Consider the following 15,474-nt stretch of genomic DNA (forward strand, 5'->3'; position numbering starts at 1 on the left):
GAATATGGCATTTTCCATAAGACCAGGGTTGTGTTTCGTTAAAAATTGTAGTACAATGCAACAGGATATCATCCGATTATTATGTTTTATGATGCGGCTGCCGCAGGAGGAGTACCATTGAAATACCAGGTAAAGAAAACCAGGTCTGTCAGCCGGATACTGGCACTGTTATGTTGTATTGCCTTACTTTTTGGAGAACTGAATGCGCTGGGCATGGACTGGAATCCTGGACAGGCGTTTTTAATTATAACGCAGGCCCTGCCAAAAGGATATACTCATCCGAAAAAGAATGACGCGGTTGCTGAGTTTCCGGGAGCCTTAGAGGAAGAGGCTGCGGGTGAAACTCTGGTTGATGCCTGGAGCAGGTACTTAATCGGAATCTTACCATTAAAGTATCTGGCGGTCAAAGAATTATTCCTGCCTGCCCCGCTTATTTTATGGTCGGAACGAACCATGTTGATGAAGGAGGGGTATGCCGGCAGAGAGTATCTGATCAGGTACATCCATGATTCGGATGGTGAGAAAGGAGTAAGGGTTAAAATTTAAAAGTATTTAAAATTATAATAAGAAAAGAGGATAACCAATGAAGCCAGGAAAGAAAATGCTTGCTGCAATTTTAATAGTAATTGCGGCTCTCATTTGTGTTGCGGCATTTGGGGCCGGAAGCGGTATTAAGGGCGTACGTGAAATGCGTTACGGTATCGACATCCGCGGAGGAGTAGAGGCAGTATTTGAACCACAGGGACTTGACCGCACCCCATCAGAAAAGGAACTTGATACAGCCAGACAGGTCATAGAGACCCGTATGGATAACCAGAATATTGTTGACCGCGAAGTGACCGTGGATAAAAACGGAGGATATATCATCGTCCGGTTCCCATGGAAATCCGGTGAGACCAATTTTAACCCGGAAGAGGCCATTGCGGAGTTAGGTGAGATGGCTGAGCTTACATTCCGGGATCCTGATGGTAATGTTCTGATCCAGGGAAAAGATGTACAGAACGCAGCCCCTGAGACCGCAAATAACAACGGGATCAAGAGCTATCAGGTAGCTCTTAGCTTTAATGCAGAAGGCTCCAAGCTGTTTGAAGATGCGACAGGAAAGCTGATCGGAAAACGGATGAGCATTTACATGGATCAGGATCTGATTTCCAGTCCTACAGTACAGACTAAGATATCAGGCGGACAGGCAGTTATTACAGGAATGCAGGATTATGATGATGCAAAGAATCTGGCTGAGAAGATCAATGCAGGCTCTCTTCCATTTTCCCTTAAGACCACCAATTTCTCCACCATAAGCCCTTCTCTTGGAAACAATGCTTTGTCGATTATGATATATGCAGGATTGGCTGCGTTTTTAGTGATCTGCTTGTTTATGCTGGTATTTTACAAGCTGCCAGGCGCTGTTGCCTGTGTCACTCTGGTCCTGCAGACGGTTCTGCAGATGCTTGCCGTCTCGATTCCGCAGTACACCTTAACCCTTCCGGGTATTGCCGGTATTATCCTGACCATAGGTATGGCGGTGGATACGAATATCATTATTTCAGAGCGTATCTCGGATGAACTGAAAAAAGGCATTTCCGTAAAAGGCGCAATACTGGCTGGATATAAAAATGCTTTCTCGTCTGTATTAGACGGAAATGTGACCACAGCCATTGTTGCAATAATCCTGATGTTTTTAGGTTCAGGCACCATGCTGAGCTTTGGTTATACGTTGCTGATCGGTATGATCGTGAACCTCTTGGTAGGTGTTTCTGTTTCCAAGCAGCTTTTATTATCCATGATCCAGAGTGATACATGGAATGCTGAAAAATGGTTCCGGATCAGAAAAGATAAAAAAACCATTCCGTTCTATCAAAAGAAATATATTTTTGGAATCATTTCCGGGGCGGTCATCCTTTCCGGAATTGCAGGCTGCTTTATTTTTGGAGTAAAGCTGGATACCCAGTTTACCGGAGGTGCAGTATTAAGCTATTCCGTATCAGATGAAGCGGATACAGGTACGATCCAGGCAGCTATTGAGCGAGAGACAAACCGGCCGGTTACTGTTCAGATCAAGGAAGATAACATGACCGGGCTTAAGAGACTTTCCGTCACACTTGCGGGAAATTCAGGTATGTCTCCGGAAGATCAGAAAAAGGTAACGGATGCCATCAACAGTACCTCTGACAATGCAGATGCAAAACTGTCAGAGACCTATGTAGTTGAGCCTTATATCGGAGCAAAGGCAATGAAGAATGCAGCGGTTGCTATTGTACTTTCTCTGCTTTTCATTGTTATTTATGTTTGGATCCGGTTTTCAGCAATATCCGGCCTTCCTGCAGGAGTTACTGCAATGATTGCGCTGCTCCATGATGTAATTGTGGTGTTCTTTGTATTCGTGCTGTTCCGGATTCCGTTAAACGATGCTTTTGTGGCGGTCGTCCTGACGATAATCGGTTATTCCATCAACGATACCATCGTTATCTATGACCGAATCCGTGAAAACAGAAAGAAGGATACCAAAATGCCGGTCGATGAGCTGGTAAATATCAGTACCACCCAGACCCTTGGAAGGTCCATCAATACATCCTGTACCACGGGAATCTGTGTGCTTATCATTCTGGCAGCTTCCGTTTACTTCCAGATCGGGTCTATTTTGGAGTTCTCACTTCCAATGTTCTTTGGTATCCTGACCGGATGCTACTCCTCCATTTGCGTGGCAGGTACGCTTTGGGCTATGTGGGAGAATAGAAAAGTTAAAGTTAAAGCTAAAAAGTAAAAAGCGATTTTTGAGCCTGTAAGGGCCGCTGCTTTGCCATTGAGGAATCGGGGACAAAGCAGCGGCCTTTTTCGTGAAGATGTTTATAAATAATGCCAGATCGGGATATTATCAGACGCTATTTAAAATAAATAATTTTTATTACACCATTGAATAATTTGGTAATAAATGTTAGAATATAACATATCATTTTGAATGCCAATTCAATCTGATAGAAAAAAACAAAACAAGGAAAAAGGAGGCGTAGATTTTGTTAAATAAAGAAATTGTTGCAAAAATTAACAAACAGATCAATTTTGAACTGTATTCGGCATACATCTATCTGGATATAGCAAACTATTATGCGGACAGTAATTTAAACGGTTTTGCTAACTGGTTTAAGATCCAGACCCAGGAAGAGCGGGATCATGCCATGCTCTTTATGAATTATTTACTTAACAACGGCGAAAAGGTTGTACTGGAAGATATTAAGGCTCCTGATTTTGTTTACACGGATTTCCGCCAGCCGGCCATGGCTGCCTATGAACATGAGGTGAAGGTAACGGCTTCCATTCATGATATTTACGGAGCAGCTTACGAATTAAAAGATTTCCGTACCATGCAGTTCCTTGACTGGTTCGTAAAAGAACAGAATGAAGAGGAAAAAAATACGGACGAGATTATAAAGAGATATGACTTATTTGGAAATGATCCCAAGGGATTGTATTTGCTGGATTCGGAGTTGACGGCAAGGGTTTATACGCCGCCCTCTCTTGTAATTTAAACCTCAGCAAGCAGGGTCGCGGATTGCGAATATCCGATTGACTCTATACGGTATCATAACCATAAACAAAAGAAGAGCAGTCTCTGCCATGATAGAAGCAATGTTTCATGGCAGGGGATGCTTTTTCTGTTTTTACCGCCAAAAGCTGCGGCTGCTTTAGAAACAATCTGGACAAAGGGGGAAAGATGTTTGTGGCAAAACAAAGGGAGAAGGTGGAATTGCGCTACTATGTGATTCCGGAGACGGAAGTGGTTCTGGCTCTATTGGGGGAGGATTGGATCCGGGAATATGGGAAAGATATCAAATACCTTCATTTTCACGATCTTATGGAAATCGGATATTGCCACTGGGGGGACGGAGAAGTGGTCCTGGGGCAGGAACGCCTTCCTTTTTCCAGCCATTCCATGATGATCGTACCGCCAAGGCTTCCTCATACCACGAACTCTGTGGATGGGACAAAGGGGTATTGGGAGTGGATGTACATTGACCTGGAAAAAACAGTATCTGAAGTGTACGGCCATGACCCGGTGCACCAAAGCACCATATTAAAAAGGCTCCATCGAACCGGGTACCTTCTGTCAGAAGAGGACAATCCCGGCCTGTCCAGACTGATTTTAGGGATTATGGAAGAAGCGCGGCATAAAAAGCCTTATTACAAAGACAGCATTCGAGGCTATCTTAATGCTTTTGTGGTGGAACTTCTGCGGCTTTCCGATGATGAGGAGCGGATCGTAGGAGGCAGGGGCAGTACCGCCGTTTTAGCAGGAGCCCTGGATTATGTTGCAACGCATTATCACCAGGAAATCAAGGTCAGCAGTCTGGCAGAGGCCTGCAACATGAGTGAAAGCCATTTCCGCCGTGTTTTTGAAGAGGGAATGAATATGAAGCCTTTGGACTATATCAACTTAATCCGGGTTCGGAGTGCCTGTGAACTGCTGAAAAAGACAGGGAAATCCATGGAAGAGGTTGGAGAGGAGTCGGGATTTGCTTCAATTTCTGCATTTAACCGGAATTTTAGAAAAATATTAAATGTTTCCCCTTATCAATGGAAAAAATCAAAAGAAAATTATGAGGGAAAGCTGCTCCACTACAGAATCAGCGCTCAAAAAGGCTGGGATTAAGGGATTAATGATCGAATATGCGCGTTTTTTAATTGAATCTAAAGACTTTTAATCAAAAAACATTGGTATAATGAATTTATCATACAAGCCAATTTTTTTATGAAAGAGGAGGAGTTTTGCTATGAAGAGAAGAATTGCATCCATATTACTGGCCGGAGCCATGATGGCTTCCCTGACAGCCTGCGGGAGTTCTGGCGGTGCAGGACAGAATGCAGGAGGAAAGACAGGAGATGGGGCTAAGGCCGCAAACGAACTGACTGTCTGGTGCTGGGATCCTGCATTTAACATTTATGCAATGGAAGAAGCGGCAAAGGTGTACCAGAAGGATCATCCGGATTTCAAGCTGAATGTAGTGGAGACGCCCTGGGCTGACGTGCAGACCAAGCTGACGACGGCGGCTACTTCTAAAAACCTGGATACTCTTCCTGATATCCTGTTAATGCAGGATAATGCATTTCAGAAGAATGTAATCAGCTACCCTGACGCCTTTAAGGATTTAACCGGAAGCGGAGTTGATTTTTCAAAGTTCCCAAATGCTAAAACTGCCTACTCTGTTGTAGATGGGAAAAACTACGGAGTTCCCTTTGATAACGGAGCTGCGATTGCAGCCTATCGTACCGATGTATTAAAAGAAGCCGGATATACGGAAGCAGACTTTACAGATATTACCTGGAGCAAGTATCAGTCCATGGGCGAGGAGATTTTAGCAAAGACAGGAAAACCTCTGTTATCCTGTACAGCAGGAGAGTCTGATCTGATCATGATCATGCTCCAGTCCGCAGGGGGAAGCCTCTTTGATAAGGACGGGAACCCAAGCATGGTTGGAAATGATAAGCTGAAAAAGGTTATTGAAACCTATGTTTCCCTTGTTAAGAGCGGCGTGCTTGTGGAAGTCAATGACTGGGATCAGTATGTTGGAACCATGACAAACAGCACAGTGGCAGGAACGATCAACGGCTGCTGGATTATGGCGAGCATCCAGACCGCAGAAGACCAGTCCGGCAATTGGGCGATTACCAATATCCCGAAGCTTGAGGGTGTAAACGATGCAACCAATTATTCCAACAACGGTGGTTCCAGCTGGGCAGTCACTGCCGGAAGCAAGAATCCGGAACTGGCTGCAGATTTCCTGTCAAAGACCTTTGCAGGAAGCGTTCCTTTCTATGAGACCATTCTTCCAAAATCCGGAGCACTGGCAACGTATCTTCCGGCAGCGGACAGTAAGGTTTATGGAGAACCTCAGACATTCTTCGGAGGAAAGCCGGTATATGCACAGATCACAGAGTTTGCATCAAAGGTTCCTTCCAATAATACCGGCGTTTATTATTATGAGGCCCGTGATGCGGTTGCAACTGCCATTACTCATGTAGTCTCAGGAGCTGACATAGATTCAGAGATTAAAACAGCAGAAGATACAGTTAAGTTTGCAATGGGTAAATAAAAATAAGAGGGAGGAGGCATTTCAGTGGGAAATTCGAAGAAAAAGCTGTCCTTAGGCCAGAAGCAGAGTCTTGCGGGCTGGACATTTTTAACGCCTGCGGTCATCCTGATTGCGGTTATGAGCTTTCTGCCCATGATCCAGGCACTGTTCCTTTCCTTTCAGACAGGAATCGGCGCGGCAATGAAGTGGACAGGCGGGACCAATTATGTAAGAATGTTCAAGGATCCTGTTTTTATGCAGGCTCTAAAAAACAATTTTATTTACCTGATCATACAGGTACCGATCATGCTTGTATCGGCTCTGGTCCTGGCTTCTCTGCTGAACAATAAAGACCTGCGGTTCAAAGGGCTTTTCCGTACTGCGATTTTTCTGCCCTGTGCAACCTCCCTCGTATCCTATGCAGTAATTTTCCGTTCCCTGTTTGCAGTGGATGGGCTGGTCAATATCGTTCTGATGAAGCTTGGAATATTGACCACAGGATACAACTTCCTGGGTCATCCAAATTCTGCAAGGATCGTAATTATCCTTGCCCTCATCTGGAGGTGGACAGGCTATAATATGGTGTTTTATCTATCCGGCTTACAGAACATTGAGTATTCCGTGTATGAAGCGGCAAAAATTGACGGAGCCTCTCCAATTCAGTCCTTCTTCCGGATTACGATTCCGCTTTTAAAGCCCACCATTCTGCTGACGGCCATCATGTCCACCAACGGTACCCTGCAGCTGTTTGATGAGTCCGTGAACTTAACAAACGGCGGACCGGCTAATTCCACCATTACCATGTCCCACTATATTTATAATGTATCATTCAAGTATGTGCCAAACTTCGGGTATGCAGCTTCTATGTCTTACCTGATCCTGATTCTGGTTGCAGTTCTTGCATTTATACAGCTGAAGGTAGGTGATAAGCGTGACTAAGGGAAAAAAGTTTTTTGCATATGCATTTTTGACCATTGTTTCTGTCATCTCAGTGTTTCCCCTGTACTGGATGATGGTTGCGGCTACCAATAAAAGCGTGGATGTGACCAGAGGGACCCTGATATTCGGAACAGCACTTTTTGACAATGTGAAGAAGCTGTTCGCTTCCCAGAATGTTGCCACAGCCCTTGGGAATTCCTTTAAATATTCCATTATCATGACGTTTTTCTCCCTGCTGGTCTGTTCCATCGCAGGATATGGGTTTGAAGTCTTTCATGACAAGGCAAAGGACCGGGTCATGAGCGTGATCCTGCTGGCCATGATGGTTCCCTTTGCAGCCACCATGATTCCCCTTTACCGGATGTTTTCAAGTGCAAGGCTGTTAAACAGTACCCTGGGATTTATCCTTCCCACCATATCCACCCCGTTTCTGATTATGATGTTCCGCCAGAGTGCAAGATCCTTTCCGTCGGATATCATGGAGGCGGCAAGGCTTGACGGGTTAAGTGAGTTCCAGATTTTCTATCGGATGTTTCTGCCTACCATGCGCTCCACTTATGCGGCAGCTATGACCATTACCTTTATGAGCGCCTGGAACAGTTACCTTTGGCCTAAGGTGATCATGTCCGATGCAAGCAGCATTACCATGCCAATGCTTGTGGCCAACTTAACGGAAGGATATGTGACCGATTATGGTATCCTTATGCTGGCAGTATTAGTCTGCACCATTCCTACAGTAATCGTTTTCTTCCTGCTGCAAAGAAGCTTTGCAGAAGGTATCACAGGAGCAGTAAAATAAAAAAATCAAATCAGATGCCGCGGCCGGCTTCCGGATATGGAATCGGCTGCGGTATTTTTATGAAGAAAAGGAGCAAGAAAATATGAAAAATCTTGGCATATGGCACGGAGGGGATTACAGCCCGGAACAATGGCTTCAAGAGCCTGAGATTCTTGAAAAGGATTTGGAATATATGAAAAAGGCCGGGATCAATACGGTTACCATGGGGATGTTTGCCTGGTCCTTCCTGGAGCCGGAGGAAGGAAAATTTGAGTTTTACTGGTTAAAGGAACGGCTGGATCAGCTCTATGAAAATGGAATATACACCATCCTGGGTACCCCATCCGGTGCCCGTCCCAAATGGCTTGCAGACAAATATCCGGAGGTACTCCGGGTGGATGATACAGGGAGGCGCCAGCGTTTTGGGGGACGTCATAATCATTGCTACACCTCTCCTGTATACAGGGAAAAGGTAAAACGTATCAACGAAAGGCTGGTTAAGGAGTTTGGCTCTCATCCTGGAGTTCTTCTTTGGCATCTTTCCAATGAATACGGCGGTGAGTGTTACTGTCCATTGTGCCAGGATGCGTTCCGGAAATGGCTGGAGCAGAGGTATGGTTCCATCGACCGCTTAAACAGAAACTGGTGCACGGCATTCTGGAGCCACGGCTATCAGTCCTTTGACCAGGTGGAAAGCCCCTCCGCCATAGGAGAGAGCATGGTACATGGATTAAACCTGGACTGGAAACGGTTTGTGACGGATCAGACCATGGATTTTGTCCGGTGGGAGGCTGCCTCTTTGCGGGAAGCGGGAGCAAAACAGCCTGTTACCACCAATTTTATGTATGACTATCAGGGGCTTAATTACCGGAAGCTTTCTCAAGCAGTGGATGTGGTTTCCTGGGACACCTATCCTTTGTGGCACAAAGAAAAGGAGATTCTAACAGCCAGGGACAACGGCATGCAGCATGATTTCATGAGAAGCTTAAAGAAGAAACCGTTTCTGCTCATGGAATCCTGTCCAAGCAGCACAAACTGGCAGGGTGTCAGTAAGCTTAAAAAACCCGGCCTTTTAAGGGTGGCTTCCTGGCAGGCAGTTGCCCACGGGTCGGACAGCGTCTTGTATTTCCAGATCCGCCAAAGCCCGGGAAGCTCTGAAAAGTTCCACGGAGCAGTCATTGACCATTATGGAAAGACAGACACCAGAGTATTTGAGGAGGTCAGCTCCATAGGAAAAGAGCTTGCCCTTTTAGGGGAATTGTACGGGACAGGAGTGCGGCCCAAAACAGCCCTGATCTATGATATGGAAAACCGCTGGGCAATGGAAGATGCACAAGGTCCCAGAAATAAAGGACTTTATTATCATGAGACCTGTGTAAAGGTCTATAGCGCTATAAAAAAGCTGGGATTTAATGTGGATGTGATTACCATGGATGACGGCCTGGAGGATTACCAGCTTGTGGCCGCTCCCATGCTTTACTTATACCGCAGCAGGATTGAGGAAAAAATCGAAGGGTTTGTCCGTAATGGCGGACAACTGGTAACGACCTACTGGTCCGGAATCGTGGATGAATCAGACAGGTGCCTTCCTGGAGGCGTTCCCCATGGGCTCCGGGAAGTGGTAGGGCTTCGCAGCACGGAAATCGACGGACTCTATGACTGGGAGAGCAATTATATGGTTCCTGCCTCCGGAGAAAAAGGAGACCGGTATGAGTGCCGTAATCTCTGCGATCTGGTGAGGCTAGAAGGGGCAGAAGCCCTTATGGTATATGAAAATGATTTTTATAAGGGATATCCGGCCCTTACGAAAAATCACTATGGAAGCGGAACTGCCTTTTATGTATGCGCAGATGCCGGGCAGGATTTTTATGATGATTTATTTTGGAATGTGACTTGTGAAGCCGGAATTAAGCCTCTTGTGGAAGGGAGGATACCGGAAGAGGTTGAAGTGACTTCCAGGGAATCGGATCAGTATGAGTATCTGTTTTTGCAGAATTTCAGCCAAAAACCGATTGCGCTGGAACAGAAGCTTTTGGACTGTCTTACGGAGGGGATGGTTCTGCTTGGGGAGATTTCTGGGAAGGGTGAAATAGAATCATATGGGACGGTGATTATAAAGAGAGATCTGCACCAAAACTGAAGGAATATCCCGAATCGATATCAGTAAGAACAGGTAAATGAGGAATACCGGGGAAACGGCTGCTTCAGGCTGTTTCCCCGGTATTTTTTGAGAATTTACTTTATGGATTCTGCGATGGCATTGGCCAAAGCCCCGATATCAGCCAGCTGATCCTCTTTTATAGATGATTTGATGGTAATGGTCTGATCCAGTATGGTCATATTTTTCATTTCAGAAATAATCTCAGTCATTTTCTTGCCTGCCATGATACCCCAGGAACCGTTTTCCATAAGGGCTACGGTGCGGTTTTGTACGTTATGGGCTTTCATATCCAGAAGCAGGTGTTCCATGCTGCTGAAAATACCTCCGTTATAGGTGGCTGAAGCAAATACCAGATGGCTGCAGCGGAATGCTTCTGAAATGAGCACAGACGGATGGGTATTGGATACATCATACATGACAATGTTGTGGATGCCGCGTTCTGCCAGGCGGCATGCCAGGATGTTGGCGGCATTCTCCGTATTGCCGTAGATGGAGCCATAGGCGATCATCACAGCATTCTCTTCCGGAGTATAGCTGCTCCATTTAAGATACTTATCCATATACCAGCAAATGTCGGAACGCCATACAGGTCCGTGAAGAGGGCAAAGGAACTGAATGTCCAGACCAGCGATTTTCTTTAAAAGAGTCTGGGTAGACGGTCCGTATTTTCCTACAATATTGGAATAGTATCTTCTGGCTTCATCAAGCCATTCCCGTTCAAAATTTACTTCATCTGCAAATAAGTTTCCGTTCATAGCGCCAAAGGCGTCGGCTGAAAAAAGAACCTTATCCGTGGTATCGTAGGTGACCATTACTTCCGGCCAGTGAACCATGGGAGCCATATAAAATGTAAAGGTATGTTTGCCGGAGCAGAACGTGTCCCCCTCCTTCACGACGACAGCTCTGGAATCAACGCCGAATTCGTAAAACTGGTTGATGATCGGGATTGTCTTGGCATTGCAGATCACCTTTACATCCGGATACCTTCTGACCATTTCACCCAAAGTGGCACAGTGGTCCGGCTCCATATGATTTACAATGATATAATCCAGATTCCGCCCTCCAAGGACTGCTTCCACATTTTCCAAAAACTGTCCGGTGATAGCCCGGTCAACAGTATCAAAAAGTATTGTTTTTTCATCTAGCAGGACATAGGAGTTATAGGAAATCCCTTTCGGAATGGGGTAGGCGTTTTCGAACAGGGCAAGACGGCGGTCACTTCCTCCAACCCAGAACAAATCATCTTTAATAGTTTTTACACAATACATGGTGCAGCCTTCCTTTCTTTCGTTCATACTAATCCATCTATAGAAGTATACTATAAATTTCAGAAAATGTCATTGTGTTTTTTAAAGGCCAATTTGTGTGTTCAGCTTAAGACCGGCTCAATATATACTTCTACAACGCCTCCGCATACCATGCCTTCGTCCTCCGCGTTGCCCGGAGTCATGTCAACCTTCATTAATACCGGCTTTTTATCTCTGGCAACTTCTCTTGCTGCGGTGCACACCTCAGATTCCACACAGCCGCCTCCGATGGTCCCGATGGTGCTCCCGTCAAGCATGACAACCATCTTTGAGCCTACATCCCTGGGAGCGGAGCCTTTTCTGGAAACGATGGTAACAAGGGATTTTGGCATGTCAGATAACTCCTGGGAAGTGAGACCGTCAAGGATTTCCTTTGGATATCCAAAGCTTTTTTTACTTCCGTTTTTAACCTGAATGATCTCTGCCATAATTGCCACGGCGATTTCCTCCGGGGTCTGGGCGTTGATCTTTAGTCCGATAGGTGTGTAAACCTGGTCAAGCAGCTCTCTGCTGATTCCTTCGTCTGCTAAAAAATCCTTTACAAGCTTTACCCTGACTTTGCTGCCGATCATACCGATGTAGGCATTTTTTTTGCCGATGATCTGGGATAAACAGTCCTGGTCATACCGGTGTCCTCTGGTGACGATGATAAAGTAATGGCCGGTGCTTCCATTGATCTCTTCTAAGGCTTCCCCAAAAGGCTTGCAGATAACGGTGTCAGCCCCTTCTTTTCTTGCGGTATTGGCAAAAGATAACCGGTCATCAATTACTGTAACATGGAATCCCAGCATCTTTCCGATTCTGATGATTGGGATGGAAATATGGCCGGCCCCGCATACCACCATATACTTTTCTCCTGTCACAAATTCGCAGAACAGAGTGCTGTCCTGAGATTTTATGGTCTGGGTTTTGTCAATGCTCTTTAAATCCTCTGAAAAAGCATCAAAAGCCTTTTCATCCCCCTGACTGCAGATGATTTCTCCATTCGACCACAGGGCTTTGGCTCCAAGCCCCTGTCCTTCGACGATTGTCAGGCTGACTAAGTTCGTGTTTTTATCGGCATTTTTTAATTCTTCATAAAAATCTGTCATATGAGTACTCCTTTTGCTGCCTCGCGCTTTTGTAATAAAAAAGGGCGGTATACATTCCGCCCTTTTTTGGGTATTCTGGTAACTATTTATTTTGCTGGCTTTGGTTTACGGTAGAACGTATTGTCCAAAGGAAGTTTGTAACGGAATACGCCATCCTTCTTGAAATAAGCATTCTGCAAAGCAGGTGCTCCCATAACACATACGATCTCGCCTACGCCTTTTGCTCCAAATGCTACATCAGATGGATTCTTTTCAATGAACCGTACGTCAACAGGAGGCATCTGAGGTGCTTTAAAGAGGCCTAAAGTACCTAATTTAGCCTGAGGAACGCCGTCCTTTAATGGGAAGTCCTCTGTCAGTCCATAACCAAGGCCCATTGCAACGCCGCCTTCTACCTGGCCTTCTGCAGCAAGTGGATTGATGGCTTTGCCTAAGTCATGGGCTGCAATTACATTGACAACTTTTCCTTCGGTGTCAAGAACATAAAGCTGAGTTGCATATCCATAAGCAATATGACTTACCGGATTTGGCTTATCGCTGCCGATAGGATCTGTCTTAAAATCAAATTCGCCATAATATTCTTTGCCTTCCAGATCACTTAAGGAATGTCCTGCATCCAAATCCTCTTTCAGTTTCATTGCGGCAATGTGGATTGCTTCTCCTGTAAATACGGTCTGGCGGGAGGCGGTTGTGGTTCCGGAGTCTGGTGTGTATTTTGTATCCGGATGTCCAATGATTACCTGTTCCGGTGTAAGACCTGTGGTCTGACAGACCATCTGTAAGGTTATGGTCTGAAGTCCCTGGCCGATGGCAGCAGCAGAAGAACCTGTAACAACTTTTCCGTCACGTACTCTTAAGATACAGCGGCCTACGTCTGCAAGGCCGACACCGATTCCTGCGTTCTTCATGGCAGATGCAATTCCTACGAAATAATTTGGGTCTGCCTCATATTTTTCAAAATCTTCTTTTACTGCTTCCAGGGTTTCCACCATACCGGTGCCTTCATCGGCGATCTGCCCGTTAGGAAGGGACTGGCCTGGTCTGATGGCATTGCGGTAACGGATCTCCCAGCCGGATATTCCCATCTGATCTGCTAACTGGTTGATCAAAGCTTCCGTTGACATACAGGACTGTGTTACGCCGAACCCGCGGAATGCACCTGCAGGCGGATTGTTGGTATAGTAAGCATCTCCTTCAATGTCCACGTTCTGGTAATTATATGGACCGCCCGCATGGGTACAGGCTCTTTGAAGTACAGGTCCGCCTAAAGAAGCATAAGCTCCCGTATCAGAGAGAAGCCTTGCCTTCATGCCCTGGATAATACCGTTTTCATCACAGCCGATCTTGCAGTAGATTTCCATGGCGTGACGCTTTGGATGATAATTAATGCTTTCCTGACGGGAGAAGGATACTTTTACAGGTCTCTTTGATAAATAAGCACAAAGAGCAGCCTGGTGCTGAACGCTCATATCTTCCTTTCCGCCGAAGCCGCCGCCGACAAAAGCACTCTGAATTCTTACTTTCTCCAGAGGGAGGCCAAGATATGCACTTAATTCGTGATGTTCATCATAAATACCCTGTGCTCCGGTAATTACCTTAACACCGTCGCCGTCAGGAATACCAACAGCAGTTTCCGGTTCCATGAACGCATGCTCTGTTGGCGGAACGAAGAAGGTGCCTTCTGCAACATACTTGGATTTTGCAAGAGCTGCCTCTGCGTCACCCCGTTTAACCTCCTCGTGGTCAAGCAGGTTATTTACCGGAGTTCTGAATTTGCCAAAATGCATAAAGCCTTCGCCATGTACCTGGTGAGCGCCTGGTACCATGGCTTCCCTTGGGGAGCGGATTGGCTCTAATTCTTCACAATCTATTTCAACAGCTTTCACTGCCTCCAACGCCTGTTCCATTGTTTCAGCCACAACGATAGCAAGGGTGTCACCGATGCATTTTGTCTCTTCGCCTACATCGATCATACCGGGCCAGTCATGTGCCAGATGTCCGATATACCTGTCTCCAGGAATGTCCTTTGCCGTATAGACAGCGACTACGCCGGGCATTGCAAGAGCCTTGCTGGTATCAATTCCATTTATTTTAGCGCGTGCATATTTGGTGAACACGTTCTTTCCGTAAAGCATGCCTTCCAGATAATAATCATCCGCATATTTGGCAGTACCCAGTGTTTTTGCTTCCGCATCCACACGGCAGGTTCTTTCTCCTATGGCAGCAGTCTGCTTAAGTTCAGGAACCTCTAAATTTTCATTGAACATTTTTGCTGCCAGCAAAATGCCGTCTTCTATTTTGGTATAGCCTGTACAACGGCATATATTTGTGCGGATCGCCTGTTTTACATCATCTCTGGTTGGATTAGGATTCTGGTCAATTAAGCACTTGCCGCTGATCACCATGCCCGGAATGCAAAAACCGCACTGTACGGCGCCGGCTGCCGCAAAGGCATAGACAAAGACATCCCGTTCTCTCTGTGTAAATCCTTCTATGGTCTGCACCTTCTTGCCCTCCAGTTTGGACAATTTCAGTATGCAGGCACGGACAGTCTTCCCATCCACTATTACTGTACATGTACCGCAGGCACCTTCCTTACAACCGTTTTTAACGGAAGTGATACCAAGCCTGTTTCTGAGAAAATCCATTAATGTTAAATCTTCTTCTGACTGGTAATCCTTGCCGTTGACATTTACTACATACATGACAATACCTCTCTCTCTTCATTCTTAGTTGATATTATATAATTCCGCACATTGTTTTTAACAATACTTTCTTGCATAATTTTGTTAAAAATGGCGTTTGTGATTCTTCTTTCTCATACATTTTAACATATAAACGATACAAAAACAATTGATATTCTATGAAAATATAAAAAATTTTTAGTCACATACAAAAAAAGTTAGAACATGCGTTTTTTCGCTTAAACAGGAGGTTTCCTCACTTTTACTTATAGATAAAATCTATAAGTAAAGCTGGAAAATAAAGGGGTTTTTAAGAGTTATCTAACAAATTTTTATATACTGGAAAAATATTTTGAACTTCAAAAATATTGCAAATTTTACTCCGTGTGCTATAATGAAAAGAGACTAAGAATTGATGTCCTCTGGGCTTTTGCCTGGAGGATGTTTTT

Annotated in this window: 11 protein-coding genes; 8 read left to right on the forward strand and 3 right to left on the reverse strand. The window is 45.3% G+C overall.

Annotated elements, in window-relative coordinates; translation table 11 throughout:
• The first annotated feature begins 117 nt into the window (after positions 1-117).
• From BMX69_RS00575 to BMX69_RS00610, 8 genes are all read left to right on the forward strand, one after another.
• The gene (locus BMX69_RS00575) at positions 118-546 is read left to right on the forward strand and encodes a hypothetical protein (RefSeq protein WP_100041245.1); all 429 of its coding nucleotides are present in this window, start codon (positions 118-120) and stop codon (positions 544-546) included.
• A 37-nt stretch (positions 547-583) separates the two neighbouring features.
• The gene (secF, locus tag BMX69_RS00580; RefSeq protein WP_100041246.1) at positions 584-2,761 is read left to right on the forward strand and encodes a protein translocase subunit SecF; all 2,178 of its coding nucleotides are present in this window, start codon (positions 584-586) and stop codon (positions 2,759-2,761) included.
• Positions 2,762-3,011: 250 nt separating this feature from the next.
• Positions 3,012-3,524 carry a ferritin gene (locus BMX69_RS00585; protein WP_054790660.1) on the forward strand — a complete coding sequence of 171 codons (513 nt, stop codon included), beginning with the start codon at positions 3,012-3,014 and terminating at the stop codon, positions 3,522-3,524.
• Positions 3,525-3,631: 107 nt separating this feature from the next.
• A complete protein-coding gene (locus tag BMX69_RS00590; RefSeq protein WP_054790661.1) occupies positions 3,632-4,645 on the forward strand; it encodes an AraC family transcriptional regulator in 1,014 nt (337 codons plus the stop codon).
• A gap of 121 nt (positions 4,646-4,766) precedes the next feature.
• On the forward strand, positions 4,767-6,086 hold the full coding sequence (locus tag BMX69_RS00595; RefSeq protein ID WP_054790662.1) for an ABC transporter substrate-binding protein: 1,320 nt from the start codon (positions 4,767-4,769) through the stop codon (positions 6,084-6,086).
• A gap of 24 nt (positions 6,087-6,110) precedes the next feature.
• On the forward strand, positions 6,111-7,004 hold the full coding sequence (locus tag BMX69_RS00600) for a carbohydrate ABC transporter permease (protein ID WP_100041247.1): 894 nt from the start codon (positions 6,111-6,113) through the stop codon (positions 7,002-7,004).
• Positions 6,997-7,803 (forward strand): carbohydrate ABC transporter permease, encoded by an 807-nt coding sequence (locus BMX69_RS00605; protein ID WP_025231634.1) that lies wholly within the window; start codon positions 6,997-6,999, stop codon positions 7,801-7,803. The genes BMX69_RS00600 and BMX69_RS00605 overlap by 8 nt, the downstream gene beginning before the upstream one ends.
• A gap of 82 nt (positions 7,804-7,885) precedes the next feature.
• Complete coding sequence (locus tag BMX69_RS00610) at positions 7,886-9,922, forward strand: beta-galactosidase (RefSeq protein WP_100041248.1); 2,037 nt, start codon at positions 7,886-7,888, stop codon at positions 9,920-9,922.
• Between the two features lie 95 nt (positions 9,923-10,017).
• On the opposite strand, the gene BMX69_RS00615 is transcribed toward BMX69_RS00610, so the two are convergent.
• The 3 genes from BMX69_RS00615 to xdh all read right to left on the reverse strand — a co-directional run bounded on the left by BMX69_RS00615 (position 10,018) and on the right by xdh (position 15,046).
• On the reverse strand, positions 10,018-11,211 hold the full coding sequence (locus BMX69_RS00615) for an FprA family A-type flavoprotein (RefSeq protein WP_100041249.1): 1,194 nt from the start codon (positions 11,209-11,211) through the stop codon (positions 10,018-10,020).
• A gap of 101 nt (positions 11,212-11,312) precedes the next feature.
• Positions 11,313-12,341: an XdhC family protein gene (locus BMX69_RS00620; RefSeq protein ID WP_100041250.1), complete on the reverse strand. Its 1,029-nt coding sequence runs from the start codon at positions 12,339-12,341 to the stop codon at positions 11,313-11,315.
• A gap of 86 nt (positions 12,342-12,427) precedes the next feature.
• Positions 12,428-15,046, reverse strand: a complete 2,619-nt coding sequence (gene xdh, locus BMX69_RS00625) for a selenium-dependent xanthine dehydrogenase (RefSeq protein WP_054790666.1) — start codon at positions 15,044-15,046, stop codon at positions 12,428-12,430.
• Positions 15,047-15,474 lie beyond the last annotated feature (428 nt).

The sequence above is a fragment of the Lacrimispora sphenoides JCM 1415 genome, from assembly GCF_900105615.1.
GTDB lineage: Bacteria > Bacillota > Clostridia > Lachnospirales > Lachnospiraceae > Lacrimispora > Lacrimispora sphenoides.